We start from the raw sequence: 25,987 nt of genomic DNA, 5'->3' as shown, positions 1-25,987 counted from the left end.
GGGGCGGCCGCCGCGTGGGCGCGAGGGTCTGCGGGGGGCGGGTGAAGTCGTGCGCCCCGGCTCGGGTGCCGCCCCCGGACGCCGATGGTGTGGGTGATGCCCTCCTCGATCACCCCGCCGCGACGACGCGTCCTGCCGCCCGGCCCGCTGCTCCTCGGCCCGGCCGTGCTCGTCGCCGCGCTCGCCGTGGTCGAGCACCTGACCGGCGTCGCGGGGCTGACCGCCGCCGGCGGCACGCTGGCGGCGCTGTCGGCCGGCGTCGTGCTGCGGCAGCAGGTCCAGCTGCGCTCGCTCGAGGAGCGCGGGCTGTGGCGGTGGTGCGGGCGGTCGGTCACGGCCGTCGCCGCGGGCCTGGCGGTGGAGGCGCTCGTCGACCTGACCGTGCGCGGCCCGGCCGCGGCCGACCTGCGCGGGGCCGCGCTGACCGTCGGTGGCGTGGTCGCCGTGATGTGCGCGCACCAGGGCATGCTCAGCTGGAACCGGTTCCGGACGTCGGCCGTGCACCCGGTGGACTGGATCAACTTCGTCGGCTCGACGCTGGGCGCCCTCGCGCTGCTCGTCTGGGCCGTCGCCGTCGGCGTCCTGCCCGGGGACGCTCCGGGCTGGGCCGCCGAGGGCCACCTGGTGCGGGCCGCCGCCCTCGGGGTGCTGGCGGCGATGACGCTTGTCGTCACGGTGCTCGGCGGGCTGCGGGACGACCCGCGCGCGTGGCTGCTGCTGGTCGGCCTCGGGGCGATGGCCGTGGTCGAGCTGGTGCTGCTGCCGTGGCTCCCGGCCGACGGCGCGCCCGCCCTGCCGGTCGTCGTCAGCTGGACCGCGCTCACCCTGGTGACCGCGCGCGCGGGTGCGATCAAGCCGCCGCCGCTGCGCGGGCACTTCGCTTCGACGCTGGTGGTGACGACGTGCGCGATGGTCGCGATCGCCGCGAGCACCGCGGTCCTGGTGCTGGACAGCCTGCGCCCGGCCGGCACCCCCGTCGTCGCCCTGCTGGCCGCCGCCGGGGTCGCGGGCGGCTGCGCGCAGCTGCTCCGGACCGCGAGCGAGCTGGCCGCGCTGGCCGCCACCCGCAAGGAGGCCCGGACCGACCCGCTCACCGGCGTCGCCAACCGCCGGGCGATGCTGGAGGTCGCCGACCGGTTCGCCGCGGCGCGCACCGGGGCGGCCCTGCTGGTCATCGACCTCGACCGGTTCAAGGACGTCAACGACCGGTACGGCCACCCCGCGGGCGACGCCGTGATCCGGACGGTGAGCCGGCGGCTGCAGGCCCGGCTCGACGGGGGCGCGCTGCTCGCCCGGTTCGGCGGCGACGAGTTCGGCGTCGTGCTCGACCACGACGACGTCGAGCGCGCCACGGTGGTCGCGCACGCGCTGCACGAGGCCGTGCGCGAGCCGATCGACGTGACCGGCCGGGTGGTCCGCCTCGACGCGAGCATCGGCGTCGCGAGCACCGCGTTCGGCGACCACCACGACGGCGAGCTGGTCCGCTGGGCCGACACCGCCATGTACGCCGCCAAGCGCGCGGGCGGCGGGGTGCGGGTGTACGACGAGGCCGCCGACGCGCGGGACCGCGACGAGATCGCGCTGGCCGACGAGCTGCGTGCGCTGCTGTCCGCCCCCGAGGGCGACGCGCGGCACGGCGCCCTGGAGCTGCACTACCAGCCGCAGCTCGACTGCGCGGACGACCGGGTCGTCGGCATGGAGGCGCTGGTCCGCTGGGCGCACCCCGAGCGCGGCCTGCTCCCGCCGGGGGCGTTCATCGACCTGGCGGAACAGACCGGCTCGATGTTCGCGCTGACCGAGCGGGTGCTCGCGCAGGCGACCCGGACGGCGGCGCGCTGGCAGGCCGAGGGCCGCGACCTGCCGGTGGCCGTCAACCTGTCGACGTCCTGCCTGGGCCATCCGGGGCTGCTGCCCTCGCTGGACGGCGCGCTCGCCGCCGCCGGCCTGCGCCCGGAGGGGCTGGTCGTCGAGATCACCGAGACGACGCTCATGCACGACCCGCGGCACGCCGTCGCGGTGACCCGGGAGATCGCGGACCGCGGCATCGGCCTGGCGATCGACGACTACGGGTCGGGCTACTCCTCGCTGACCTACCTCAACGAGCTGCCCGCCGGCGAGCTCAAGCTCGACCGGTCGTTCACGATGCGGCTCACGTCGGACGACCGCACCCGGGCGATCGTCTCGGGGACGCTGGAGCTCGCGCACCACCTCGGCCTCCGGCTGATCGCGGAGGGCGTCGAGGACGCCGAGACCGCCGAGGCGCTGCGCGGCATGGGGTGCGACCGCACGCAGGGGTACCTGCACGGCCGGCCGATGCCGCTGGCCGACGCGGACGCGTGGCTGCGCGCCCGGGACGAGGTGGGGCGCGCGGCGGGGGTCGGCGCGTAGCGGCGCGCGCGGCCCGGCATCCGGCGCCCCGCGAGCCCCGCGAGCCCCGCGAGCCCCGCGAGCCCCGCTGATTCTCGCGAAGCCACCCGATGGATCGGGGGGCCTCGCGAGAATCAGGTGGGGATCAGGGCCGGGCGCGTCAGCCCGCGCCCGCCCCGGCCCCGGCGCCCGCGCCCGCGCCGGCCCCCGCGCCCGCGCCCGCGCCCGCGCCCGCGCCCGCCGCAGCCGCCTCCGGCGCCGCGAGCGGGAACAGCCGCGCCAGCACGTCCGCCAGCGTCACCACGCCGAGCGTGCGCCCGCCGTCGAGCACGAGCGCCAGGTGCTGCCGCTGCTCCCGCATCTGCGTGAGCGCGCCCGACACCGGCGCGTCGGCCTCCAGCCGCAGCACCGGCCGCGCCAGCGCCCCGACGGGTGCCTCGTCCGGGTGGGCGAGCGTGTCGCGCACGTGCACGACCCCGTCCAGCCGGTCGCCGGCGCCGACGAGCACCCGCAGGTGCCCCGAGCCCTTCGTCGCGGCCCGCACGTCCGCCATGGTGGCGTCCGGCGCGACCGCCGTGGGCGAGCCGCCGGCCCGCACCAGGTCCCGCACGGTCAGGGACTGCAGCTCCAGGGCCCCCGTCAGCTGCCGCGAGTAGGACACGTCCAGCGCACCCACGTTGGTCGAGTGCTCGACGAGGTGCCGCAGGTCGTCCGGGTTCTGCCCGGTGGCGACCTGGTCGGCCGGCTCGACCCCGACCCGCCGCAGGCACCAGTTCGCCGCCTCGTTCAGCACGCGCAGCAGCGGCCGGGTGAGCCACATGAACGCGCGCATCGGGGTGGCGAGCAGGATCGCGGACGTCTCGGGGTGCGCGATCGCCCACGACTTCGGCGCCATCTCGCCGACCACCAGGTGCAGGAAGGTGACGATGACGAGCGCCAGGACGAAACCGGCGACGTCCGCGAGCCAGAGCGCGACGCCCCAGCCCTCGAACAGCGGGGTCAGCCAGTGGTGCACCGCGGGCTTGGTCACGGCGCCGAGCGCCAGGGTGCACGCGGTGATGCCGAGCTGGGACCCGGCGAGCAGCACGGTGAGCTCGGTCGAGCTGCGCAGCGCGGCCCGGGCGGACCGGCTGCGCGGCGCGGCCTCCTCGAGCCGGTACCGCTTGGCGGCGAGCGCCGCGAACTCCACGGCGACGAAGAACGCCGACAGGGCGATCAGACCGACGGTCACGATCACCACGACGAGCGGGCTCATCGGTTCTCCTCCTGGTCGCGCTCGACGGCGTCGGCGCGCTCGTCCTCGGTGGGCGGCGGGTCGGCGGGCACGGTGACCCGCACCAGGGCCGGGACGTGCCGCTCGATCTCCAGCACGTCGACCCGCATCCACACGGGGTCCGGCTCGCCCGCGTGCGCGAGCTCGCCCGGGTCGTCCGGCAGCAGCACGACCACGCTGGTCCCGGCCGGGGGCAGGGAACCGTGCGCCGCGATCACGAGGCCGCCGATGGTCTCCCAGTCGCCGGCGGGCAGGTCGCGCCCGACGGCGCGCTCGACCTCGTCGACGTGGACGTCGCCGGCCATGGTCCAGGCGCCGTCGTCCTCCGCGAGGGTCGGCGCGTGCACGCCGGTGTCGTGCTCGTCGGTGATCTCGCCGACCAGCTCCTCCGCCAGGTCCTCGAACGTCAGCACGCCGGCGAAGCCGCCGTACTCGTCCAGCACGCACGCGAGCTGGTTGCGCCCGGCCGCGAGCTGCCGCAGCGCGTCGGGCAGCGCCATCGACGTGGGCATGAGCTCGGGCGCCCGCATGAGCCGCTCGACGGGCTCGCCCGGGTCGGTGGCGACCAGCACGTCCTGCAGGTGCACGACACCCAGCACCTCGTCGTCCGCGGACAGCACCGGGTACCGGGAGTGCCCGCTGGCCATCTGCTCGCGGACGTCCGCGACGGTGGCGCCGGTGCGCACGACGTCGACCCGCGACCGCGGGATCATCGCGTGCTCGACGTCCTGCTCCGGGAAGTCCAGGATCCGGTCCAGCAGGACGGACAGCTCGCGCGGCAGGTCCCCCGACTCGGCGGACTCGGCGACGATGTGCTCGAGGTCGCGCGCGGTCGCGGAGTGCTCCACGTCGTGCACGGGCTCGATGCGCAGCACGCGCAGCAGCGCGTTCGAGGCCGAGTCGAACACCCGGATCAGCCAGCCGAACACCGTGAGGTAGGCGGTCGTCGACGACGCGAGCTTCACCGCCACGGGCTCGGGCCGGGAGATCGCGAGGTTCTTCGGGAACAGCTCGCCGAACAGCATCTGCACGAGCGTCGACAGCAGCAGCGCGAACACCGTGCCGACGGCCACGCCGACGGCCGTGGGCACGCCGACGCCGCCCAGGGCCTCGCCGAGCGCGTCGCCGATCAGCGGCTCCGCCACGTACCCGACCAGCAGGCCCGTCACGGTGATGCCGAGCTGGGCGCCCGACAGCATGAACGAGGTGCGCCGGGTCACGGACAGCGCGCGGCGCGCGCCGGCGTCACCGTCGGCGGCGCGGGCGTTGAGCCGCGACCGGTCGACGGCCATGTACGCGAACTCCTGCGCGACGAAGTACCCGGTCGCGGCGGTGATCGCCAGCACGACGAGCACGCCCAGGAGCAGGGACAGCACCCACATCAGATCTCACCCCCCGTCGCCGTCTCGCACGGGCGCAGGGGGTCGGTACTACTGTCGCCGTCCATCTCTCTCCAGGTCGGGGGCACGATCGACAGCCTCAACGCGCCGGGTGCCGCCCGGGTTCCCGCGTTCCGGGACCAATGTCCCGCGGCCGGGTCGGCGGGTCAGACCCAGTACCCCGACGACGCCGAGTAGGCCCCCTGGTACTGCCCGCGCCGCAGCCGGATGGCGTTCCGCTTCACGTCGTACGCCAGCAGCCGCCACTGCGGCACGGTCCAGCGTCGGGCGACCGAGGCGAGCGCCCGCGCGCGGTCGACGAGCGGCAGCGGGGCCGCCAGCGGCTCGGCCATCATCCGGTAGGCCAGGTACCACTGCGGGAACGCCACCGGCCGCCGGAACGCCGGGTCGTAGCTGCGCACCTGCACGATCGGGTCCGCCCCGACGGCCTTGCTGTTCTGGTTGTCGTGCCGCCGGCACCGGAACAGCGGCTCCGGCACCACGACCCACTCGGCCCGCAGCGCCGACCGGATGCCGAGCACGATGTCCCCGCCGAAGAACCGCGGGTGCCCGCCCATCGCCCGCAGCGCGTCCGTGCGGAGCACCCCGCCCCAGGCGATCGCCTGCCAGGACTGGCGGCGCAGCAGCTGGTCGACCCGCTCCGCGGGGGCCAGGCCGAGGTACTGCAGGTCCTCGTCGTCCATGGAGCCGACGACGTCGCCCGCAGCGTCCACGAGCGTCACCCGCGGGAACGCGATCTCGGCCTCGGGGTGGGCGAGCAGCGCCTCCCGGCAGCGGACCAGGTGCTGCGGCTCCACCACGTCGTCGGCGGCGTTCCAGAGGAACAGCGGGGCGCGGGCCAGGTCGAGCACCCGGTTGAAGTTCCACGGCACGCCCCGGTTCTGCTCGGAGCGCACGTACCGGAACCGCGGGTCGGCCTCGGCGAAGGCGCGGGCGATCTTGCCGGTCTCGTCGGTCGAGCCGTTGTCGGAGACGATCACCTCGATGTCGCGCAGGTCCTGGTCCCGCAGGGCGGTCAGGGCCTCCTCGAGGTAGAGGTCGCCGTTGTAGACCGGCACGCCGACGCTCACGAGCGGCGCGGGACGGTCGTCGGCCGGCCGCGCGGGCACGGCGTCGTCGGGCAGCTGCACGGGCGGGCCTCCTCTGACGCACCCGGGCCGACGGCGCTGCCTGCCCGAAATGTGGCATTTGCCCGGGATGCTACGCCCGATTCACCCGTTCGCGCGCGTGCATGCTCACCCGTTCGTGCCGGCGCCGTCCTGCAGCCCCAGGTGCACGACCAGCAGCGCGATGTCGTCGTCGGGGGCGTCCCCCGCCGCGCCGCGCGCGAGCACCGCGTCCGCCAGGAACCCGGCGTCCAGCGTCGCCGCGCCGGTGGCCCGGGCCTGCGCCTCGGGCGCCAGCTCCGCGACGAGCTCCGCGAGGGCGTCGATCCCCTCCTGCAGGTGCGCCCCGCGCCGCTCCACCAGGCCGTCGGTGTAGAGCAGCACGGTCGAGCCGCGCGGGAGCTCCACCACCGAGTCCGTGCGGGCGTTGTCGGGCGACACCCCGAGCACCAGCTCGGGCCGGGGCGCCCGCAGCTCGCGCACCGTGCCGTCCGGCGCCACCAGCAGCGGGGGCAGGTGGCCCGCGTTGGTCCACCGGAACCGGGTCGTCCCCGCGGCGCGCTCCTCGGGGGTCTGCTCCAGGCGCCCCACGACCGCGGTCGCCATCGCGTCCACGTGGAGCGTGTCCAGCGCCTGGTCGAGCGCCCGCAGCACCTCGGCCGGGGTCCCGCCGGTGGTCGCCGCGATGCCGCGCAGCAGCGTGCGGACCTGGCTCATCACGGCCGCCGCGTGCCGGTCGTGCCCCATGACGTCGCCGATCACCACGACCGTCGACCCCTGCGGCTGCAGGAAGGCGTCGTACCAGTCGCCGCCGACCTGGGCGGCGCGGGCGGCCGGCACGTACCGGACGGCGACCTCCAGGTCGTCGGGCTGGGCGGGCGCGGACAGCAGCGCGCGCTGCAGGGTCTCGGCCATCCGGCGCTGGCCCTCGTACAGCCGGGCGTTGTCGAGCGCGAGCCCCGCCCGGTCGGCGACCTGCACCAGCAGCGCGAGGTCCTCGTCGGCGAGGTCGGGGTGCCCGTCGTCGAGGAACAGCGAGATCGCGCCGACCGTGCGGCCCCGCGCGCGCATCGGCAGGGCGTACCCGGTGCGCGGCGCCAGGGCGGCGAACACCTCCCGCGCCTCGCCGGTGAGCAGCGGCAGCACGGCCGCCGTCGCGTCCGGGATCACGACGGGCTCGCCCGAGCGCAGCGCGCGGTGCAGGAACGACGTCGGCGACAGCGAGGCGAGCCGGAGCTGGGTGTAGCGCGCCACCGCCCGCCGGCGCGCGGGATCCGCGTGGTAGCCCGCGATGTCCCGCAGATGCCGGCCCTCGTCCCACAGCGTCACGAGCGCCCAGGAGCCGAAGTGCCGCACCACGTGCCGCGCGAGCCGTCCGACCGCGTACTCGGTGTCCAGGGTCGCGCTCAGGTCCTCGCTGACCGTCGCGAGCAGCGCGAGCCGGCTGGTCGCCGCGTCGGCCTCGGCGAGCGCGGCGGTCCACCGCTCCTCGAGCCGGCGGCGCTCGGTGATGTCGTGGAAGTACACCGACAGCCCGTCGGGGCCCGGGTGCGCCCGCACCTCGTACCAGCCGTCGAGCGGCGGCGGGTAGTACGCCTCGAACGACCGCGCGGCCCCGGACTCGACCGCGCCGCGGTAGTGCTCCTCGAACGCCGAGCCGACCGACAGCGGGAACAGGTCCCAGATGACGCCGCCGAGCAGCTCGCCGCGGGTGCGGCCCAGCACGCGCTCCGCCTCCGCGTTGACGTAGGAGAACCGCCACGCGTCGTCCAGCAGGAAGAAGGCGGTCTGCATCGTCTCGAGCACCCGCGCGATCCGGGCGTCGGCCTCGCGCTCGGTGGTCGTGTCGTACGCCGCGCCGAGCACGCGGACCGCGGTGCCGTCCGGACCGGGCAGCGCCATGCCCTTCGCCTTGACCCACCGGACGGCGCCCGAGGGGTGCACGACCCGGTACTCGGCCGTGTACTGCGCGACGCGCTCGATCGCGTCCTGCAGCGCCGCCGCGACCCGCGCCCGGTCGTCGGGGTGCAGGCAGGCGTCGAACGCCTCGATAGTGCCGCCGAACGTGCCCGGCTCCAGGCCGAAGATGGCGTGCAGCTCGTCGTCCCAGGCGAGCGCACCGGTGACGAGGTCCCAGTCGAAGCTGCCGACCTCGCCCGCGGTCACCGCGAGCTGCCAGCGCACCCGGTCGGCCTCGTACTCGACGGCGAGCGCCGACAGCTCGAGCTCCGCGACGGCCGAGGCGGCCAGGTCGGTGAGCACCAGGACGTCGTCCGTCGACCACGCCCGCACCTGGGCGTCGTACACGCACAGCGCGCCGACGACTTGGCCGTCCTTGCCGACCAGCGGGACGCCCAGGTACGCGCGCACCCGGCCGTCGGCGACGACGTCCAGGTCGCGCAGCCGGTCGTCGGCGCGCGCGTCCGCGACCACCAGCGGCTCGCCGAGCGAGGCGGTCACCGCGCACACCTGGTCCTGCAGCGGGCTCCGCAGGCCGGTCGCGCCGACGACGGGTCCGGCCTCCGGCGGGGCGGGCGTGCCGTCGTCGGCCGTCGGCACGTCGGCGAGCAGCGAGACCTGCGACGACGGGGCGGCGAGCAGGCGGGAGGCGAGCTGGGCGAGGCGCTCCAGGGCGGGGTTGCCGACCGACGCCAGCAGCCGCTGCACGGCGGCCCGCGACGACGGCTCCGCCGGGCTCCCCTCGGGATGGTCGGGCACAGGTCCCTCCATCTGTCGCGGCCTGGCTGCAGCATAGGCGAGCCGGGTGGTGCCGCAGGCGCGATCGGCGCCCGGCACGGCGACGGGGGCGGCGCGCCGTCGCCGACGCACCGCCCCCGTCGGCCGGCTCAGGACGACGCGAGCACGTGCGTCGGCGCGCCGCCGTCCGCCCGGTCGGTCGGCTCCCCCGGCGCGACGCGGTCCCGGTCGTCGGCCATGAGGAACCGCGCCACCAGCGTCACGGCGAGGATCACGCCCGCCATGATCAGGTACGAGTGCGCGAAGCCGATCGCCGCGTACGAGGCGCCGAACACCGACGCGAAGATCGCGATGCCGATCTGCTTGGCGAAGTTGAAGCCCAGCATGTAGGCCGTAGCGGAGATCCGGACGTCGAACATCCGGGTGATGTACTTCATCACCGACACCAGCAGGAACGGCATCTCGATCGCGGCCAGCAGGCGCCAGGCGATCAGCAGCCACTCGTGCGTGAAGAACGCGGAGCCCAGGACGCGCACGAGCAGGATCGCCGCGAACACCATGAGGCCCTTCCGCGCGCCGATCTTGTTCACGATGAACGGCGCGGCGACCATGAACGCCGCCTCGGCGAAGATCTGCACCGCCACGACCCGGGAGAACAGCACCTCGGGGTCGCCGCTGGCGACGAACGTGGCGAAGTAGTTCGGGAACTGCTGGTCGAACACGTCGTACAGCGCGGCGGTGCCGAACATCAGCACGACGAAGCCCAGGAAGTTCCGGTCGCGGAGCAGCGCGAGCACGGTCTCCTTCGAGACCTTGGTGCCGCCCGACCCCGCGTCCGCCTCGGCGCCGGCGGCCGCGGCCGCCCCGTCGCCCCGCGGCACCCGCGCGACGAACAGCAGCGTGCCCAGCACGATCGCCGACACCGAGCCGGCCCACCAGATGCTGTCCGGGTTCGCGGCCCAGATGAACCCGCCGACCAGCGCCGCGGTGCCGCCCGCGAGCGAGCCGAACAGCCGGGCGTGGCCGTACTCGTAGCCGTTGGCGCGGCTGGCCCGCTCGCTGAACGCCTCCACGACGCCGACGCCCGAGTTCAGGCACAGGCTGAGAAACACGCCCCCGACGACAGCGGCCAGGTACTCGTTCACGCCGATCAGCGGCTGGAACACGAACACGAAGAACGGGCCCATGAACGCCGCGCACAGGACGACGAACGCGAACAGGTACTTCTTGAAGCCGAGCCGGTCCTGCAGGAACCCGTAGACGGGCTGGAGGGCGAGCGCCGTGATCGCGGAGACGGTGCTGACGACGCCGATGGCGCCGGTGCCCATGCCCTCGCGCGCCAGCCACAGCGGCAGGAACGTGAACGCGAGCTGCCAGATGGCGAAGTAGAAGAAGAACAGCCCGCCGTAGTTCCAGAACACGCCGCGCTTCAGCGACTCCAGGGCGCTCGGGCGCTGCTCGGCGGCGGGGGTGGTGCTGGTGGTCACTGCGGGTCTGCGGCGGGGCTGAGGACCTCGGTCGAGGTCGGGGTGGGGCGGGTGTCGGGCACGGGGGTGCCCCACAGCGGGTTGCCGTCGGCGTCGAACGGCAGGACCTGGGCGCGGGCGTGCCGGTTGGGGTCCTGCAGCGGGTCGCCGACGATCTCGGTGTAGGTGCGGGCGTGGTAGACCAGCACCGGCGTGCCGTCCGCGAGCTCGGTGAACGAGTTGTGCCCCGGCCCGTACTGGCCCGCGGCGGGGTCCGAGACGAACACCGGGGTCTCGCTCTTGGTCCACGACGCCGGGTCCAGCAGGTCCGACCCGAGGTCGGCGGTCAGCACGCCCATGGCGTAGTCGATGCCGGTCGCGGCGCCCGAGTACGTGAGGAACACCCGGCCGCTGCGGACCAGGACCGAGGGGCCCTCGTTGACCCAGAACCCCCTGACCTCCCAGTCGAACTCCGGGCGGGACAGCTCCACGGCCGGCCCGGCCAGGGTCCAGGGGTTCGCCATCGGGGCGATGTACAGGTTGGAGTGCCCGCGCACGTCGAACGCCTGCTGCGCCCAGATCAGGTACTGCCGGCCGTCGATCACCGCGGACGTGGCGTCGAGGGCGAAGGACTCCCACCCGGTGTCGACCTGACCGCGCTCGACCCACTCGCCCTCGAACGGGTCGGCCGCGGTGTTCTCCAGCACGTACACCCGGTGGTTGAACGTCTCCGCCGTCCCGGGCACGTCGACCGTGCCGTGGTCGTCCGGCGCCGCGGCGTAGTACACGTACCAGGCGCCGGCGACCCGGTGGATCTCCGGCGCCCAGATCAGGTGCGACTGCGGACCGGACGCGTGCCGGGTCCAGATCGTCACCTCCTCGGCCGCCTGGAGGTCCTCCAGCCGCTCCGCGCGCCGCAGCACGATCCGGTCGTACAGCGGGTGCGACCCCGTGAAGTAGTACTGGCCCTCGTGCCGCAGCACGCACGGGTCCGCCCGCTGCAGCACGATCGGGTTCACGCCCACGCCGGCGCCGACGTCCGTCACTGTCGTCTCCTCGTCGAGAGCGCCGGGCTCGTTCCCGGCGGACTTCTCCATCGTTGTATGTTAACGCTCACACAGGCTACGCCCCGCTGTCCAACCGGCGGCCGGGACGCTGGTCCCGGCGCGTCCCGGACCCGGGCACCGCCCGCCGGTAGCCTGTCCGGCGCACCGTCCGCCGACCACCCGGAGCCCCGCATGCCCGCGCCCGACCCCGCCCCGCGCCCGGCGCCCGCCGCCGGCGGCGCCCGGTTCACCCCGGGCGCCCGCGACTCGCGGATCCCGCCGCGGTGGCTCCCCCGCGCGCTCGCGATGGCCGTGGCCGCCGCGTTCGCCGGCATCCTCATCTGGCGCGCCGCCTCGATGCTCGGCAACGTCATCACGATCATCGTGATCTCGTGGTTCGTGGCCCTGGCGATGGAGCCGATGATCCTCTGGCTCGGCCGGCGCGGCGTGAAGCGCCCGCTCGCCACCGGCATCACGATGATCGGCGCGCTGGTGCTCGGCATCGCGGTGCTCGGCCTGCTGGGCGGGCTGTTCGTCAACCAGCTCGTCGACCTCGTGCAGTCGATCCCCGGCTACTACGCGGACCTTCGGTCGATGGCCGCCGACAGGTTCGACATCGAGCTGCCCCGCACCGACGAGCTGCTCAGCAACGCAGGCGACTACGTCGGCAGCATCGCGCCCGGCGTCATCGGCGTCGGCACCTCGATCGCGGGCGGGCTCTTCACCGCCACCGCCGTGCTGCTGGTCGTCTACTACATGGCCAGCGCCGGCCCGAAGTTCCGCGCGGCCGTCTGCCGCTACCTCGCCCCGCACCGGCAGCGCGAGGTGCTGCGGCTCTGGGAGGTGTCGCAGGACAAGGTCGCCGGGTTCATCAACTCCCGGCTCGTGCTCGCCGCCATCTCCACCGTGGCGACCTGGGCGTTCCTCGCGCTGATCCAGATCCCGTACGCGCTGCCGCTCGCCGTGTTCACCGGCCTGGTCTCGCAGTTCATCCCGACCGTCGGCACCTACATCGGTGGCGCGCTGCCGGTGCTCGTCGCGCTGACCGTGTCGCCCCTGCGGGCCCTGGCGGTCCTCGCGTTCATCATCGGGTACCAGCAGATCGAGAACCTGGTGCTCACGCCGAAGGTGTCCCAGCGGTCGCTCGCGCTGAACCCGGCGGTCGCGTTCCTCTCGGTGATCGCCGCCGGGGCCGTGTTCGGGGCGCTGGGGGCGTTCCTCGCGCTGCCCGTCGTGGCGACCATCCAGGCCGTGCTGTCGACCTACCTCCGCCGGCACGAGCTCGTCGACCCCTCGCTGCTCCAGGACGAGAACGTCGGCCGGCGCAAGGAGGGGGACCGCGCGGACGCCGACGTCCCCGGCGAGGGCGAGCTGCGTCCCCCGGTCGCGTCCCCCGGCGACCCGGCCTAGCGTCGGGCGCACCGGCGCCGCGAGGGCGCCGGACCCGACCCGAGGAGGACGCGTGACCGACTCGACCGACGACTGGATCCCGGACACCCCCGGCGAGGACCCCGACGCGCCGGACGCCGAGCCCGAGCGGGACCTCGGCGGTGTGGACCGCGGCGACGACGTGGCCCAGGACCTCGAGGAGAACCTCGAGGACGGCGCGCTGACGGCGAGCCCGGACCCGCTCGACCCCCCGGACTGAACCGCTCCCGCGCTCGCTCTCCGACACTGGAAGGTTGTGACGGACACGCCGTCGGCGTGTCCGTCACAACCTTCCAGTGTCGGAGCGGCCACGACCTCCCCTGTCGGGGGCGGGCCGGGCAAGTGGGCTCGCTCGCCCTCAGGCGTAGAAGACGTCCTCGACCGCCTGGCGGGAGCGGCGGGAGGCCCGCAGCCACGCGTCCTCCAGGTCCTGGCCCGAGCCGGACGGGTACCCGAGCACCGCGGCCAGCCCGGTCAGCACCTGGCGGTCGTGCGGCAGGACGTCGGCCGTGTCGCCGGTCCGGCCGGTCCACAGCACCAGCGCGTCCCGGAGCCGCGACGCCAGGTCCCACGCCTCGGCCAGCACCGCCGCGTCGTCCTCGGACACCAGCCCCGCCTCCCGGGCCGCGGCCAGCGCGTCGAGCGTCGACGTCGTGCGCAGGCCGGGCACCTCGTGCGCGTGCCGGAGCTGCAGCAGCTGCGCGGTCCACTCGACGTCCGCGATCCCGCCGCGCCCGAGCTTGAGGTGCCGCGTCGGGTCGACGCCGCGCGGCAGCCGCTCGGACTCCACCCGGGCCTTGATCCGCCGGACCTCGCGCACGCCCGCGGCGTCCAGCCCGCCCGCGGGGTACCGCAGGGGGTCCGCCAGCGCGACGAACCGCTCCCCCAGTGCCGCGTCGCCCGCCACCGGCCTGGCCCGGAGCAGCGCCTGGCTCTCCCAGACCAGGGACCAGCGGGCGTAGTACTCGGCGTACGCGTCGAACGAGCGCACCAGCGGGCCGTTGCGGCCCTCCGGGCGCAGGTCGGCGTCCACCTCCAGGGCGGGCTCCGGGCCGACCGCGCCGAGCAGCGCGCGCAGCCGGGTGGCGACACCGGTGGCGAACTCCTGGGCCAGCACGCCGTCGACCCCGCCGTCCGCCCCGCGCACCGGGTCGTGCACGAACAGCACGTCGGCGTCCGACGTGTAGCCCATCTCGCGTCCGCCCAGCCGCCCCATCGCCACGACCAGCAGCGCCGTCGGGTCGGCGTCGAGCCCGCGGGCCGCGCGCTCCTCCCACGCCGCCACCCGCAGCGCGCCGGCCAGCAGCACGTCGGCGGTCGCGGTGAGGCTGCGGGACGCCCGGGTGCCGGTCACCACCCCGAGCACGTCGGCGACGGCGGTGCGCGCGAGCTCCCGGCGTCGCAGGGCGCGCAGGGCGGTCGCCGCCGGCACGGGCTCGGTGGCCCGGGTGAGGATCGCGTCCGCCTCGGCGGCGAGCCGGTCCTGGCTGCGCGGCTCCAGCTCGGCGTCGTCGTCCAACCACGCCACCGACTCGGGCGACCGGGCCAGCGCGTCGGCGACGTACCGGGACGTCGACAGCGCGCGGGCCAGCCGCTCGGCGGCGGTGCCGGAGTCCCGGAGCATCTTGAGGTACCAGTGCGTGCCGCCGAGCGTCTCGGACAGCCGGCGGAACGCCAGCAGCCCGCCGTCGGGGTCGGGCCCGTCCGCGAACCAGCCGATCATCACCGGCAGCAGCTGCCGCTGGATCGCCGACCGCCGGGTGACGCCCTCGGTCAGCGCCGCGATGTGCCGGACGGCGCCGGCCGGATCGCGGTAGCCGACCGCCGCGAGCCGCTCCCGCGCGGCCTCGGGCGCGAGGCTGACCTCCTCGGTGGACAGCTGCGCGGTCGCCGGCAGCAGCGGCCGGTAGAACAGCGCCTCGTGCAGGTCGCGGACCTCGCGCCGCACCTGCCGCCAGCGCTCCAGCAGCCCCTCGGCGCCCTCGGCGCGCATCCCGAGGGACCGGGCGAGCCGGCGCAGGTCGGCCTCGGCGGTCGGCATGAGGTGGGTGCGGCGCAGCCGGTGCAGCTGGATCCGGTGCTCGATCGCCCGCAGGAACCGGTAGCAGACCGCGAGCTGCCCGGCGTGCTCGCGCCCGACGTACCCGGCGGCCGACAGCGCGGCCAGGGCGGTCAGCGTGTTGCCGCTGCGGATCTCCGGGTCGGCGCGGCCGTGCACGAGCTGCAGCAGCTGGACCGTGAACTCCACGTCGCGCAGGCCGCCGACCCCGAGCTTGATCTGCCGGTCCGCCTCCGCGGCGGGCACGTTCCGCTCGACCCGGCGGCGCATGGCCTGGGAGTCGGAGACGAAGTTCTCCCGGCGGACCGCCTGCCACACCATCGGGTTGGTCGCCTCGACGTACGCGCGGCCGAGCCCCGGGTCGCCGGCGAGCGGCCGGGCCTTGAGCAGCGCCTGGAACTCCCAGGTCTTCGCCCAGCGCTCGTAGTACGACCGGTGCGAGTCGAGCGTGCGGACCAGCGGGCCGTCCTTGCCCTCCGGGCGCAGCGCGGCGTCGACCGGCCACAGCGCCGGCTCGCCGGACGGCGCGGCGCACGCCCGGGCCAGCGCGGTCGCGAGCCGGGTCCCGGCGGCCAGCGCCTCCGCCTCGTCGGCGCCCTCGACCGGCTCGGCGACGTAGACCACGTCCACGTCGCTGACGTAGTTGAGCTCGCGGCCGCCGGTCTTGCCCATGCCGATGACGGCGAGCCGCACCGAGGCGCCGTGGTCGTCGAGCTCGGCGCGGGCCAGGGCCAGCGAGGCCTCCAGCGCCGCGGCGGCCAGGTCGGCGAGCGCGGCGGCGACGCCCGGCAGCCGGGTCAGCGGCTCGCCGGACGTGAGGTCGGTGGCGGCGATCCGCAGCAGCCGGCGCCGGTACGCGCGGCGCATGGCGTCGACGCCGTCGGGCCCGGTCACGCCCGCCACGGGGACCGCGGCACCGGGGTCCGCGCCGACGGCCGTCAGCAGCTCCCCGCGCACCTCGCCGACCGGCACGCCCGTACCCGGGGCGTCGTCCAGGACCACGTCCAGGTGCTCGGGGTGCGCGCTGAGGTCGTCGCCCAGCGCGACCGACGCGCCCACGACGGCGAGCAGCCGGTCCCGCGCCGGGCCGTCCTCCGCGAGCGCGGCGGCGAGCCGGTCGCGGCGCGCGGCGTCGGGCTCCACGGCGCCGGCGATCTTCGCGAGCGACAGCAGCGCCTGGTCGGGGTCGGCGGACTCGGCGAGCGCGGGGACGAGCGCCTCGGACGCGAGCGGCGCGGCAGCGGGGAGGCCGTCGGGGCTGGGTGCGGCGCGCGGCGCGTCCTCGTCCGGGACGGCACCCTCGCCGCCCACCAGCCGCAGCAGCGCGGCGTCGGCCAGCAGCCGCTCCGCGCGCGCGACGTCCGCGAACCCCGCGCGGGTCAGCCGACCCGCGAGCGTGCTGCCCCGACCGACCGACGTGCTGCTCACGCCCTCACGCTACCGACCGCCACACCCCCGGACCGCCGAGCGGGCAGTCGATGTCGCCTCCCGGACCCGGGAAGGGACATCGACTGCCCACTCGGCGAGACCAGCACCCGGGTCAGAGCATCGGGAGGAAGCGGCGCAGCTCGTAGGGCGTGACCTGCGAGCGGTACTCCTCCCACTCGCGCTTCTTGTTCTTCAGCACGAAGTCGAACACGTGCTCGCCCAGCGTCTCGGCGACCAGCTCGGACCGCTCCATGACGGCGATCGCGTTCTCCAGCGTGGCCGGCAGCGGCTCGATGCCCAGCGCGCGGCGCTCGGCGTCGGTCAGCTCCCACACGTCGTCGTCGGCGCCCTCGGGCAGCTCGTAGCCCTCCTCGACGCCCTTGAGGCCCGCGGCCAGCAGCACCGCGAACGCCAGGTACGGGTTGGTGGCCGAGTCGACCGCGCGGTACTCGATGCGCGCCGAGTTGGACTTGCCCGGCTTGTACATCGGCACCCGGACCAGCGCGGACCGGTTGTTGTGGCCCCAGCAGATGTACGACGGCGCCTCGGCGCCGCCCCACAGCCGCTTGTACGAGTTGGTGAACTGGTTGGTCACCGCGGTGATCTCGGCGGCGTGCTTGAGCAGGCCCGCGATGAACGACCGCGCCGTCTTCGACAGCTCCAGGTGGCCGCCCGGCTCGTGGAAGGCGTTCCGGTCGCCCTCGAACAGCGACAGGTGGGTGTGCATGCCGGAGCCCGGCTGGTCGGCCAGCGGCTTCGGCATGAAGGACGCGAACACGCCCTGCTCCAGCGCGACCTCCTTGACCACGGTGCGGAACGTCATGATGTTGTCCGCGGTGGTCAGGGCGTCGGCGTACCGCAGGTCGATCTCGTTCTGGCCCGGGCCGGCCTCGTGGTGGGAGAACTCCACCGAGATGCCCATGGACTCCAGCATCGTGATCGCGGCGCGCCGGAAGTCGTGGGCGGTGCCGCGCGGCACGTGGTCGAAGTAGCCGCCCTGGTCGACGGGGACCAGCGGCTGCGTCGGGTCGGCCGGGGCGTCGAACAGGTAGAACTCGACCTCGGGGTGCGTGTAGAAGGTGAAGCCCTTCTCGCTCGCCCGGGCCAGCGCGCGCTTGAGCACGTTGCGGCTGTCCGCCAGCGACGGCTCGCCCTCGGGGGTGAGGATGTCGCAGAACATGCGCGCGGTGCCGTGCCGCTCCCCGCGCCAGGGCAGCACCTGGAACGTCGTCGGATCGGGCTTGGCGATCATGTCCGCCTCGTAGACCCGGGTCAGGCCCTCGATCGAGGAGCCGTCGAACCCGATGCCCTCCGAGAAGGCCGCCTCGAGCTCGGCCGGCGCGACGGCGACGGACTTCAGCGTCCCCAGCACGTCGGTGAACCAGAGCCGGATGAAACGGATGTCGCGCTCCTCCACGGTGCGGAGGACGAACTCCTGCTGCCTGTCCATGGGGGACATCCTGCCTGATCCGTGTGTCCGCGAGGTGACGCACGCGCCGGGCCTCGTCGCGCCGGGCCCCTCCCGGCCGGAATAGGCTCACCGGTATGCCTGACCAGACCGGACTCCGCGTCGCCCTCGCCCAGATCGACACCTGCGTGGGCGACCTCGCCGGCAACGCCGACGCCGTCCTCACGTGGGCCCGGAAGGCCGCCGAGGCCGGCGCCGACGTGGTCGCGTTCCCCGAGATGACGATCACCGGCTACCCGATCGAGGACCTGGCGCTGCGCGCCTCGTTCCGCCGCGGCGCCGAGCGCGCGCTCGCCGACCTGGCGCGGGCGCTGGACGACGCCGGCCTGGGTGACCTGACCGTGGTCGTCGGCACCGTCGGCGAGCGGACGCAGCGCGAGCACGAGGACGCCCCGGCGCGCCCCACGAACCAGGCGGTCGTGCTCCAGCGCGGCTCGGTGCACCAGCGGTACGACAAGCACCACCTGCCGAACTACGGCGTCTTCGACGAGTTCCGCATCTTCACGCCCGGCGGCGAGCCGACGGTGGTCGAGGTGGCCGGGCGCCGCATCGGCCTGCTCATCTGCGAGGACATCTGGCAGGACGGCCCGGTCGCCGAGCTGTCCGACGACGACATCGACCTGCTGCTCGTCATCAACGGCTCGCCGTTCGAGGAGGGCAAGGGGCACATCCGCACCGACCTGGCCGCGCGCCGCGCCGCCGAGGTCGCCGCGCCGCTGGCCTACGTGAACATGGTCGGCGGCCAGGACGACCTGGTGTTCGACGGCGGCTCGTTCGTCATCGGCCCGGACGGCACGCTTCTGGCGTCGGCGCCGCAGTTCGTCGAGCACCTGCTGGTCTGGGACCTGCCGGCCCGCGGGGCGGCCCTCGAGCGCGGGACGACCGCCCAGCCGCTCGACCCGGACGAGGAGATCTACCGCGCGCTCGTCACCGGCCTGGCCGGCTACGTCCGGAAGAACGGCTTCCGGTCCGTCGTGCTCGGCATGTCCGGCGGCATCGACTCCGCGCTGGTGGCCGCGATCGCGGCGGACGCGATCGGCGGCGACAAGGTCGTCGGCGTCTCGATGCCGTCGCGCTGGTCGTCGGACCACTCCAAGGACGACGCGGCCGACCTGGCGAAGCGGGTCGGCGCCGACTACCGGGTGCAGGCGATCAAGCCCATGGTCGACGCGTTCGAGGGCGAGATGGCGCTCGACGGCGTCGCCGCGGAGAACCTGCAGGCGCGCGTGCGCGGCGTGATCCTCATGGCGCTGTCCAACGCGGAGGGCCACCTGGTGCTCGCGACCGGCAACAAGACCGAGCTCGCGGTCGGCTACTCGACGATCTACGGCGACGCCGTCGGCGGGTACGCCCCGCTCAAGGACGTCGACAAGTCCCGGGTGTGGGCGCTCGCGCGCTGGCGGAACAACCACGCCCTCGACGCCGGCGACCTCCCGCCGATCCCGGAGAACTCGATCACCAAGCCGCCGTCGGCGGAGCTCCGTCCGGGCCAGGTCGACCAGGACTCGCTGCCCCCGTACGACCTGCTGGACCAGGTGCTGGACGCCTACGTCGAGCACGCCGAGGGCCGCGCCGAGCTGCTGGCCCGCGGCTTCGACCCGGAGATCGTCGACCGGGTGCTGCAGCTCGTCGACCGCGCCGAGTGGAAGCGCCGGCAGTACCCGCTCGGCCCCAAGGTCACGGCCCTGGCGTTCGGCCGGGACCGTAGGCTGCCGATCACCACGCGCTGGCGCGAGCCCGTGGACACCGCCGCCTCGGCGGGGACCACAGCGCGCGCGACCGGCACGACCACCGACACCGTGGAGCAGCACTGATGTCCGAGCAGCCGACCCCGGCAGCCACCCCCGCACCCGCGCCGCGGCGCGTCCGCGTGCACCACCTCGCCGAGGCGAAGGCCCGCGGCGAGCGGCTCACGATGCTCACCGCCTACGACTTCGCGACGGCGCGCATCTTCGACGACGCGGGGATCGACCTGCTGCTCGTCGGCGACTCGATCGGCAACACCATGCTCGGCCACGCCTCGCCGATCCCGGTGACGGTCGACGAGATGATCCCGCCGACCCGCGCCGTCGTGCGGGCGGCCCGCCGGGCGCTCGTCGTCGCGGACCTGCCGTTCGGCTCCTACGAGGCCGGCCCGGCGCAGGCCCTCGCGACCGCCGCGCGGTACCTCAAGGAGGCCGGCGCGCACGCCGTGAAGTTCGAGGGCGGCGTGCGGGTGGCCCCGCAGATCCGCGCCCTCACGGACGCCGGCATCCCCGTCGTCGGGCACCTGGGCTTCACCCCGCAGTCGGAGAACACGCTCGGCGGACACCGGGTGCAGGGCCGCGGCGACGAGGCGGCCGAGCGGCTCGCCGAGGACGCCCTGGCCGTGCAGGAGGCCGGCGCGGTCGCGGTCGTCCTCGAGATGGTGCCGGCGCCGGTCGCCGCGCGCGTCACCGAGATCCTGCGCATCCCGACGATCGGCATCGGCGCGGGCGCCGAGTGCGACGGCCAGGTGCTCGTCTGGACCGACATGGCCGGCATGGGCGAGTGGTCGCCGCGGTTCGCCAAGGCGTTCGCCCCGGTCGGCCAGCTGCTGGGCGAGGCCGCCCGGGCGTACGCCGCCGAGGTGCGCGGCGGGCAGTGGCCCGACGCCGAGCACTCGTTCCTCAGCTGACCGGGTCGGGCGCGACCGCGGGCGGCCCCGACGGCGGCCGTCCGGGCGGTGGCCCGGCCGGCGGTGGCCCGCGCGGCCGCCTCCGGCGGGGCTCGGCCGTCCGCGCGGTGCTCGCGGCCGGGGTCCTGCTGCTCGCGGCCGCGGCCGTCGTCGTGCTGCTCGCCCCCGACCGGCTCGGTCTGGCGGACCGGACCCCCGTCGCCCAGCTCGTCGCGCTGCGCGGGCTCGTCGCGTGCCTGCTGGTCGGCGGGGCCGTGCTGCTGGTGGGGGCCGTCGCGGGCTGGCGGCAGGTCGCCGGGCGCGCGGGGGTGCGCCGGCCCGGTTGGCGGCTGCCCCTGGCCCTGGCAGGCGTCCTGGTGCTGGGCGCCGCCGCGCAGGCGGCCGTGGTCGTCGGTCGCGGCGTCGACGGCTCGGGCGCGGGGCCGGCCGCCGACGGCGATCTGGTCGTGCTGTCGTTCAACACCTTCGGGGTCGTCGAGGCCGACGACCTGACCGCCCTGGTCGAGCAGCAGGACGCCGACCTGGTCGTCCTGGCCGAGACGTCCGCCTCGACCGCCCGCGCCGTGGCCCGCGCGCTGACCGACGCCGGCCGCCCGACCACCGCCCTCGCCGCGGACTCGGAGAGCACCCGGGTCGAGGGCGTCGCCCTCCTGGTCCGGGACAGCCTGGGCGGCTACACGCAGACGTCCGCGGGCCTGCCCGCCACCGAGCTCGGCACCTTCGCGGCGGTGCGCGCCGGCGGTGCGTCCACCGCGTACCCCGCGAGGAGCGACGTCCCTTCCGACAACGCGTACACCGCGTACCCAGGCCGAGGCGACGTCCATTCCGACAACGCGTACACCGCGCACCCCCGCCGAGGCGACGTCCCTTCCGACGGCGCGCACACCGCACCCACCGCGTACCCGGTGGACGCCCACGCAGAACAAACCCCCGCCTCCCCGGGCGACACCGCGTACCCGGTGGACACCCGCGCAGAACGAACCCCCGCTTCCCCGGACGACACCGCGTACCCGGTGGACACCCCCGCAGAACACACCCCCGCCTCCCCGGGCGACACCGCGTACCCGGTGGACACCCCCGCAGAACACACCCCCGCCTCCCCGGGCGACACCGCGTACCCGGTGGACACGGGCTCGGCCCGGACGACCCCGCCCGCGCCCGACGTCGTGGTCGCTGCCCACACCCGCGCGCCCTCCGCGGAGTCGTCGATGCCGGACTGGCGCGCGCACGCGGTCGGGATCGCCGAGGTCTGCCGGAGCACCCCCGGCGCGATCGTCGCGGGCGACCTCAACGCGACCCTCGACCACCCCGGCCTGGACGACCTGGGCCCGTGCGTCGACGCGGCCGCCGAGGTCGGTGCGGCCGGCCTGGGGACGTGGCCCGCGGACGTGCCCCGCGTGCTGGCGGCGCCGATCGACCACGTGCTCGTCGACGGGCGGGCCTGGCGGGTGACGGCGTTCGGCGTGCTGGACCGCGTCGGCGCGAGCGACCACCGGCCCGTCGTCGCGCACCTCGCCCGCCGCTGATCACGCCGCCCGCGCCGTCGGTCCCCCGGCGCGCTCCGATCGCTCCCCCGCCGCGCAGCGTCGTCCCGCACCGTCTCGCGTCGCGCGTGCTGCACCCGGTCGGCCCCCGGGCCCCCTACGCTCGTCGCATGCGCCGCGACTCCGCCGTCCAGCAGCCGGCCGCGGCGCGCTCCATGTCCCCTGCGGGGTCCTCCGCCCCGCGCTCGTCGGCACCCGGGTCGTCGGCCCCGCGCGGCCCGCGCCCGCCGGCCCGGCAGCCCCGGCTGCGCCTGACCCGGCGCGGCGTGGTGGTCCTCGGGGTCGCGGCGGCCGTGGTGATCGCCCTCGTCGTGACCCTCGTCGTCGCCGTCGTCCGGCTCCTGGGCGGACCGGAGCCCGCCGCCGAGCCGGACCCGGTGCCGGTCGCCGTCGTCGACGCCTCGTGCGTGCCCGACGCGACGACCTCGCAGAACTGCTGGCCCGCGTTCGACGACGGCGCCGACCCCCAGCTCGAGATCTCCCCGTGGGTCACCGGCCGGCTCCGCGGCGGGGACGTCCGGTTCGTGCTCGAGCACGTGGCCGCGAGGTTCGACGCCGAGGTCGAGCCGGTCGACCCCGCGAGCTCGTGGGGCTGGGGCTACCGCACGGTGCGCGGCGAGGAGGACGAGGCCGGCGACGGGCTGTCGAACCACGCCTCGGGCACGTCGATCGACCTCAACGCGACCGAGCACCCGCTCGGCGCCCAGGACACGTTCGACGACGACCAGGTCGCGGCGATCCGCGCGATCCTCGCGGAGGTGCACCCGGCGGTCGCGTGGGGCGGCGACTTCGACGGCCGGCGCGACGAGATGCACTTCGAGATCGTCGGCTCCCCCGAGGTCGTCGCCGAGGTGGCCGCCCGCCTGCGCGGCGAGGCGCCGGCGGGCTGACCGCCCCGGGTCCGGCCAGGTCCGGGGCAGGGTCGCCCGGGGCCGCGGCTCAGCCGTCCCGGCGGTCCTCCTCGTCCCACGCCTCGGTGCGGGACCGGGCCTTCTCCAGCGCGTGCTGCGCCGCCTCGCGCGTCGGGTAGGGGCCCATCAGGTGCGACCACGTCGACTGCTTGCCCTGCTCGACCTGCCCGGTCTCGGTGTTGTAGTAGAACTCGTCGGCCACGGGTCCGTCCTCCTCGTCCTGGGCCGTCCGGCTCACCCGGCACGACCGCTTCTTCGTAGACTGCCAGGCATGACGTCCGTGCACGCGCCGAGGCCGGCGCTGGTCCCGGGCACCGTGAGCCCCCGGCGACCGGTCCCCGCCTCGATCCCCCGCCCCGAGTACGTCGACCGGCCCGCGCCGACCCCGTACACCGGCAGCGACGTCGTCGCCCCCGAGGTCGTCGAGCGCATCCGGGTGTCCGCGCGGATCGCCGCGCAGGCGCTGCAGGAGGTCGGCCGGCACGTCGCGCCCGGGGTCACCACCGACGAGCTCGACCGCATCGGCCACGAGTTCCTGCTCGACCACCACGCGTACCCGTCGACGCTCGGCTACCGCGGCTTCCCGAAGTCGGTCTGCACCTCGGTGAACGAGGTCATCTGCCACGGCATCCCCGACTCCACCGTCCTCGAGGACGGCGACATCGTGAACCTCGACATCACCGCCTACGTCGACGGCGTGCACGGCGACAACAACGCGACGTTCCTGTGCGGCGACGTGGACGAGGAGTCCCGGCTGCTCGTGGAACGGACCGAGGAGGCGCTGGCGCGCGCGATCAAGGCGGTGCGCCCCGGCCGCGAGGTCAACGTCATCGGGCGGGTCATCGAGAAGTACGCCGCGCGGTTCGGCTACGGCGTCGTGCGCGACTACACCGGCCACGGCGTCGGCGAGGCGTTCCACACCGGGCTCGTCATCCCGCACTACGACGCGGCCCCGATGTACGACCGGGTCATCGAGCCCGGGATGGTGTTCACGATCGAGCCGATGCTCAACCTGGGCACCGCCGACTGGACGACGTGGGACGACGGGTGGACCGTGGTCACCGCGGACCTGCGCCGCAGCGCGCAGTTCGAGCACACCCTGCTGGTCACCGACACCGGAGCGGAGATCCTCACACTCCCATGAGCAACCACCACGGCAAGAACGAGCAGACGGCGTTCGGCATCGACATCGGCGGGTCCGGCATCAAGGGCGCGCCGGTCGACCTGGCCACGGGCGAGTTCGCCGCCGACCGCGTCCGCATCCCCACCCCCCAGCCGGCCACCCCCGCCGCGGTCGCGGAGACGGTCGTCGAGCTGGTCGAGCGGTTCGACCTGCCCGAGGACGCCGCCATCGGCGTGACGTTCCCGGCGGTCGTCCAGCACGGTGTCGCCCGGTCCGCCGCGAACGTCGACGGCTCCTGGATCGGCACCAACATCGAGCACGTCCTCGGCGACGCGCTCGGCCGGCCGGTCCTCGCGGTCAACGACGCCGACGCCGCCGGCTACGCCGAGACCCTGTACGGCGCCGCGCGCTCGACCTCCGGCGTCACGTTCATCTGCACGCTCGGCACCGGCATCGGGACCGCGATCGTCGCCGACGGCGTCCTGGTGCCGAACCTCGAGCTGGGGCACCTCGAGATCGACGGCCACGACGCCGAGTCGCGCGCCGCCGACTCCGCGCGCGAGCGCGAGGACCTCGACTTCCCGCAGTGGGCCGAGCGGCTCCAGCGGTACTTCGGCGTCATCGAGGACCTGTTCTGGCCGGACCTCATCGTCGTCGGCGGCGGCGTGTCCAAGCACCACGAGAAGTTCCTCCCGCTGCTGCACCTGCGCGCGCCGATCGTGCCGGCGCAGCTGCGGAACGCGGCCGGCATCGTCGGCGCCGCCGCGCTCGCCGCCCGGGCCGGCACCCCCGTCGCGGGGGTCAAGGGCGACTGACGACCGGGCCCGGCACGCGGTCCGCCGCGCGCCGGGCCCGATCCGCGCCCGGGGGGTCTGGTGCGGCGGCCCGCGGCGACCTACCGTCGCGCCATGGGACTCGCCGTGGCGCAGCTGTGCATCGACTCGCACCACCCCTCGTCGCTCGCCCGCTGGTGGGCCGACGTGCTGGGCTGGCGCGTCGTCGAGGAGGACGACGACGAGGTCGACCTGGAGCCGCCGCCCGGGGTCTCCGCGTCGCCCTGGCTGTTCCTGCGGGTGCCGGACGCCAAGCGCGTGAAGAACCGGCTGCACGTCGATGTGCGGCCGCCGGACGGATCCGACCAGGCCACCGAGCTCGAGCGGCTGCTCGCGCTCGGCGCGGTGCAGGTCGACATCGGTCAGGGCCCGGACGCCACCTGGCACGTGCTCGCCGACCCGGAGGGCAACGAGTTCTGCCTGCTGCGCTCGACGCCGTCCGAGCTCGCGGCGCTGCTCGCCGCGGAGGCAGCCGGGTCGGCGGAGGCCGCCGCACCCTGACCTGGGGGTTCGCCCTCCGCCGATCGGGTCGTTCCGGATGCGGCGGTGCGCGGCCGGGCTTAGCGTCGGGAGCACGACGTACCGGTCCGGAGAAGGAGGACGTATGGGACTCGACGACAAGATCGCCAACGCGGCTGAGAAGGCTGCCGGCAAGGCCAAGGAGGCCACCGGGCGCGCCTCGGACGACGAGGGCCTCGAGGCCGAGGGCCGCGCCGACCAGTCGAAGGCGGACCTCAAGGGCGCCGGCGAGAAGGTCAAGGACGCGTTCAAGCACTGAGCCGCTCCATCGGCTCGCGCGCCCCGTCCCGGGCACCCGGGGCGGGGCGCGCTGCTGCGCGGGGAGGGGCGTCGCTACGCGGGCGGCGGCGTGGGCCGGACGGCCGCCCGGAACCGAGCCCCGCCGGCGCGGGTGCTGACGGGCTCCCACTCCCCCGCACGCACGAGCCCGACGACGTCGAGGTGCACCTGCGCGATGTCGGCGAGCGGCAGCGGGAAGTCCGGCGACGTGGTGCGGCTCTCGGCGAGGGGGATGCCGCCGCCGTCCAGCAGCGTCAGGGTCCAGGTCAGCGCGTCCGTGCCCGCGGGCACGGGCGAGTGCACGTCGACGTGCCGCGCGAGCGCGGCCTCCGGGCCGCTGAGCGCGGCGATCCGGGGCAGGCGTCGACGTGTCATCCGAGCCCC

The 25,987-nt window shown here is 75.3% G+C and carries 21 protein-coding genes; 11 read left to right on the top strand and 10 right to left on the bottom strand.

Annotation, left to right across the window (positions count from 1 at the left end; genetic code table 11):
- Positions 1-96: 96 nt before the first annotated feature.
- Positions 97-2,388 carry a bifunctional diguanylate cyclase/phosphodiesterase gene (locus tag FKM96_RS17790; RefSeq protein ID WP_147796368.1) on the top strand — a complete coding sequence of 764 codons (2,292 nt, stop codon included), beginning with the start codon at positions 97-99 and terminating at the stop codon, positions 2,386-2,388.
- 139 nt (positions 2,389-2,527) lie between these two features.
- Here the strand turns inward: FKM96_RS17790 and FKM96_RS17785 are convergent, their stop codons facing one another.
- The 6 genes from FKM96_RS17785 to FKM96_RS17760 all read right to left on the bottom strand — a co-directional run bounded on the left by FKM96_RS17785 (position 2,528) and on the right by FKM96_RS17760 (position 11,406).
- Positions 2,528-3,622, bottom strand: a complete 1,095-nt coding sequence (locus tag FKM96_RS17785) for a hemolysin family protein (RefSeq protein ID WP_147796367.1) — start codon at positions 3,620-3,622, stop codon at positions 2,528-2,530.
- Positions 3,619-5,022, bottom strand: coding sequence for a hemolysin family protein (locus tag FKM96_RS17780; protein WP_210417301.1), 1,404 nt, complete (start codon positions 5,020-5,022; stop codon positions 3,619-3,621). The genes FKM96_RS17785 and FKM96_RS17780 overlap by 4 nt, the downstream gene beginning before the upstream one ends.
- A 164-nt stretch (positions 5,023-5,186) precedes the next feature.
- Positions 5,187-6,170, bottom strand: a complete 984-nt coding sequence (locus FKM96_RS17775; RefSeq protein WP_168217033.1) for a glycosyltransferase family A protein — start codon at positions 6,168-6,170, stop codon at positions 5,187-5,189.
- A gap of 105 nt (positions 6,171-6,275) precedes the next feature.
- Complete coding sequence (locus tag FKM96_RS17770; protein ID WP_210417300.1) at positions 6,276-8,864, bottom strand: SpoIIE family protein phosphatase; 2,589 nt, start codon at positions 8,862-8,864, stop codon at positions 6,276-6,278.
- A 128-nt stretch (positions 8,865-8,992) separates the two neighbouring features.
- Positions 8,993-10,330, bottom strand: coding sequence for an oligosaccharide MFS transporter (locus tag FKM96_RS17765; RefSeq protein WP_147796363.1), 1,338 nt, complete (start codon positions 10,328-10,330; stop codon positions 8,993-8,995).
- Entirely contained in the window at positions 10,327-11,406 is a 1,080-nt protein-coding gene (locus tag FKM96_RS17760) for a family 43 glycosylhydrolase (protein WP_147796362.1), read from the bottom strand. Before FKM96_RS17760 ends, FKM96_RS17765 begins: the two co-directional genes overlap by 4 nt.
- 141 nt (positions 11,407-11,547) lie before the next feature.
- Between FKM96_RS17760 and FKM96_RS17755 the strand changes: the two genes are divergently transcribed.
- Both FKM96_RS17755 and FKM96_RS17750 read left to right on the top strand, forming a co-directional pair.
- Positions 11,548-12,765 carry an AI-2E family transporter gene (locus FKM96_RS17755; protein ID WP_147796361.1) on the top strand — a complete coding sequence of 406 codons (1,218 nt, stop codon included), beginning with the start codon at positions 11,548-11,550 and terminating at the stop codon, positions 12,763-12,765.
- 52 nt (positions 12,766-12,817) lie between these two features.
- A complete protein-coding gene (locus FKM96_RS17750) occupies positions 12,818-13,003 on the top strand; it encodes a hypothetical protein (RefSeq protein ID WP_147796360.1) in 186 nt (61 codons plus the stop codon).
- A 138-nt stretch (positions 13,004-13,141) separates the two neighbouring features.
- Here the strand turns inward: FKM96_RS17750 and FKM96_RS17745 are convergent, their stop codons facing one another.
- Positions 13,142-16,270: a bifunctional [glutamine synthetase] adenylyltransferase/[glutamine synthetase]-adenylyl-L-tyrosine phosphorylase gene (locus FKM96_RS17745; protein WP_147796359.1), complete on the bottom strand. Its 3,129-nt coding sequence runs from the start codon at positions 16,268-16,270 to the stop codon at positions 13,142-13,144.
- Positions 16,271-16,382: 112 nt separating this feature from the next.
- Positions 16,383-17,720, bottom strand: coding sequence for a glutamine synthetase family protein (locus FKM96_RS17740; protein ID WP_147796358.1), 1,338 nt, complete (start codon positions 17,718-17,720; stop codon positions 16,383-16,385).
- A gap of 95 nt (positions 17,721-17,815) precedes the next feature.
- Between FKM96_RS17740 and FKM96_RS17735 the strand changes: the two genes are divergently transcribed.
- The 4 genes from FKM96_RS17735 (at position 17,816) to FKM96_RS17720 (ending at position 22,828) form a co-directional block, all read left to right on the top strand.
- A complete protein-coding gene (locus FKM96_RS17735; RefSeq protein WP_147796357.1) occupies positions 17,816-19,552 on the top strand; it encodes an NAD+ synthase in 1,737 nt (578 codons plus the stop codon).
- Entirely contained in the window at positions 19,552-20,394 is an 843-nt protein-coding gene (gene panB / locus FKM96_RS17730; RefSeq protein WP_147796356.1) for a 3-methyl-2-oxobutanoate hydroxymethyltransferase, read from the top strand. Before FKM96_RS17735 ends, panB begins: the two co-directional genes overlap by 1 nt.
- A 107-nt stretch (positions 20,395-20,501) precedes the next feature.
- Positions 20,502-21,920 (top strand): endonuclease/exonuclease/phosphatase family protein, encoded by a 1,419-nt coding sequence (locus FKM96_RS21715; protein WP_246855052.1) that lies wholly within the window; start codon positions 20,502-20,504, stop codon positions 21,918-21,920.
- Positions 21,921-22,048: 128 nt separating this feature from the next.
- A complete protein-coding gene (locus FKM96_RS17720) occupies positions 22,049-22,828 on the top strand; it encodes a M15 family metallopeptidase (RefSeq protein ID WP_147796354.1) in 780 nt (259 codons plus the stop codon).
- A gap of 49 nt (positions 22,829-22,877) precedes the next feature.
- On the opposite strand, the gene FKM96_RS17715 is transcribed toward FKM96_RS17720, so the two are convergent.
- Positions 22,878-23,087: an SPOR domain-containing protein gene (locus FKM96_RS17715; RefSeq protein WP_371300446.1), complete on the bottom strand. Its 210-nt coding sequence runs from the start codon at positions 23,085-23,087 to the stop codon at positions 22,878-22,880.
- Between the two features lie 33 nt (positions 23,088-23,120).
- Here FKM96_RS17715 and map point away from each other — a divergent pair, with 33 nt between their 5' ends.
- From map to FKM96_RS17695, 4 genes are all read left to right on the top strand, one after another.
- Positions 23,121-23,993, top strand: a complete 873-nt coding sequence (gene map / locus FKM96_RS17710; RefSeq protein ID WP_210417299.1) for a type I methionyl aminopeptidase — start codon at positions 23,121-23,123, stop codon at positions 23,991-23,993.
- Complete coding sequence (gene ppgK / locus FKM96_RS17705) at positions 23,990-24,787, top strand: polyphosphate--glucose phosphotransferase (RefSeq protein WP_147796352.1); 798 nt, start codon at positions 23,990-23,992, stop codon at positions 24,785-24,787. The genes map and ppgK overlap by 4 nt, the downstream gene beginning before the upstream one ends.
- A 93-nt stretch (positions 24,788-24,880) precedes the next feature.
- Positions 24,881-25,306 carry a VOC family protein gene (locus FKM96_RS17700; protein WP_147796351.1) on the top strand — a complete coding sequence of 142 codons (426 nt, stop codon included), beginning with the start codon at positions 24,881-24,883 and terminating at the stop codon, positions 25,304-25,306.
- A 103-nt stretch (positions 25,307-25,409) separates the two neighbouring features.
- Entirely contained in the window at positions 25,410-25,583 is a 174-nt protein-coding gene (locus FKM96_RS17695; protein ID WP_147796350.1) for a CsbD family protein, read from the top strand.
- Positions 25,584-25,657: 74 nt separating this feature from the next.
- Here the strand turns inward: FKM96_RS17695 and FKM96_RS17690 are convergent, their stop codons facing one another.
- On the bottom strand, positions 25,658-25,978 hold the full coding sequence (locus FKM96_RS17690; protein WP_147796349.1) for a hypothetical protein: 321 nt from the start codon (positions 25,976-25,978) through the stop codon (positions 25,658-25,660).
- Between the last annotated feature and the right edge of the window lie 9 nt (positions 25,979-25,987).

It is taken from the genome of Cellulomonas sp. Y8, assembly GCF_008033115.1.
Lineage (GTDB): Bacteria > Actinomycetota > Actinomycetes > Actinomycetales > Cellulomonadaceae > Cellulomonas.
The sequence above is the reverse complement of the archived record's forward strand: the minus strand, read 5'-3'. Positions and strand labels throughout refer to the sequence as shown.

Excerpts from the sequence above, each read along its gene's own strand:
- FKM96_RS17780 (WP_210417301.1), bottom strand. The coding sequence starts at position 5,022 with ATGTGGGTGCTGTCCCTGCTCCTGGGCGTGCTCGTCGTGCTGGCGATC.
- FKM96_RS17740 (WP_147796358.1), bottom strand. The coding sequence starts at position 17,720 with ATGGACAGGCAGCAGGAGTTCGTCCTCCGCACCGTGGAGGAGCGCGAC.
- FKM96_RS17690 (WP_147796349.1), bottom strand. The coding sequence starts at position 25,978 with ATGACACGTCGACGCCTGCCCCGGATCGCCGCGCTCAGCGGCCCGGAG.
- FKM96_RS17760 (WP_147796362.1), bottom strand. The coding sequence starts at position 11,406 with ATGGAGAAGTCCGCCGGGAACGAGCCCGGCGCTCTCGACGAGGAGACG.
- FKM96_RS17700 (WP_147796351.1), top strand. The coding sequence starts at position 24,881 with ATGGGACTCGCCGTGGCGCAGCTGTGCATCGACTCGCACCACCCCTCG.
- FKM96_RS17735 (WP_147796357.1), top strand. The coding sequence starts at position 17,816 with ATGCCTGACCAGACCGGACTCCGCGTCGCCCTCGCCCAGATCGACACC.
- panB (WP_147796356.1), top strand. The coding sequence starts at position 19,552 with ATGTCCGAGCAGCCGACCCCGGCAGCCACCCCCGCACCCGCGCCGCGG.
- FKM96_RS17785 (WP_147796367.1), bottom strand. The coding sequence starts at position 3,622 with ATGAGCCCGCTCGTCGTGGTGATCGTGACCGTCGGTCTGATCGCCCTG.
- FKM96_RS17695 (WP_147796350.1), top strand. The coding sequence starts at position 25,410 with ATGGGACTCGACGACAAGATCGCCAACGCGGCTGAGAAGGCTGCCGGC.
- map (WP_210417299.1), top strand. The coding sequence starts at position 23,121 with ATGACGTCCGTGCACGCGCCGAGGCCGGCGCTGGTCCCGGGCACCGTG.
- FKM96_RS17720 (WP_147796354.1), top strand. The coding sequence starts at position 22,049 with ATGCGCCGCGACTCCGCCGTCCAGCAGCCGGCCGCGGCGCGCTCCATG.
- FKM96_RS17755 (WP_147796361.1), top strand. The coding sequence starts at position 11,548 with ATGCCCGCGCCCGACCCCGCCCCGCGCCCGGCGCCCGCCGCCGGCGGC.
- ppgK (WP_147796352.1), top strand. The coding sequence starts at position 23,990 with ATGAGCAACCACCACGGCAAGAACGAGCAGACGGCGTTCGGCATCGAC.
- FKM96_RS17790 (WP_147796368.1), top strand. The coding sequence starts at position 97 with ATGCCCTCCTCGATCACCCCGCCGCGACGACGCGTCCTGCCGCCCGGC.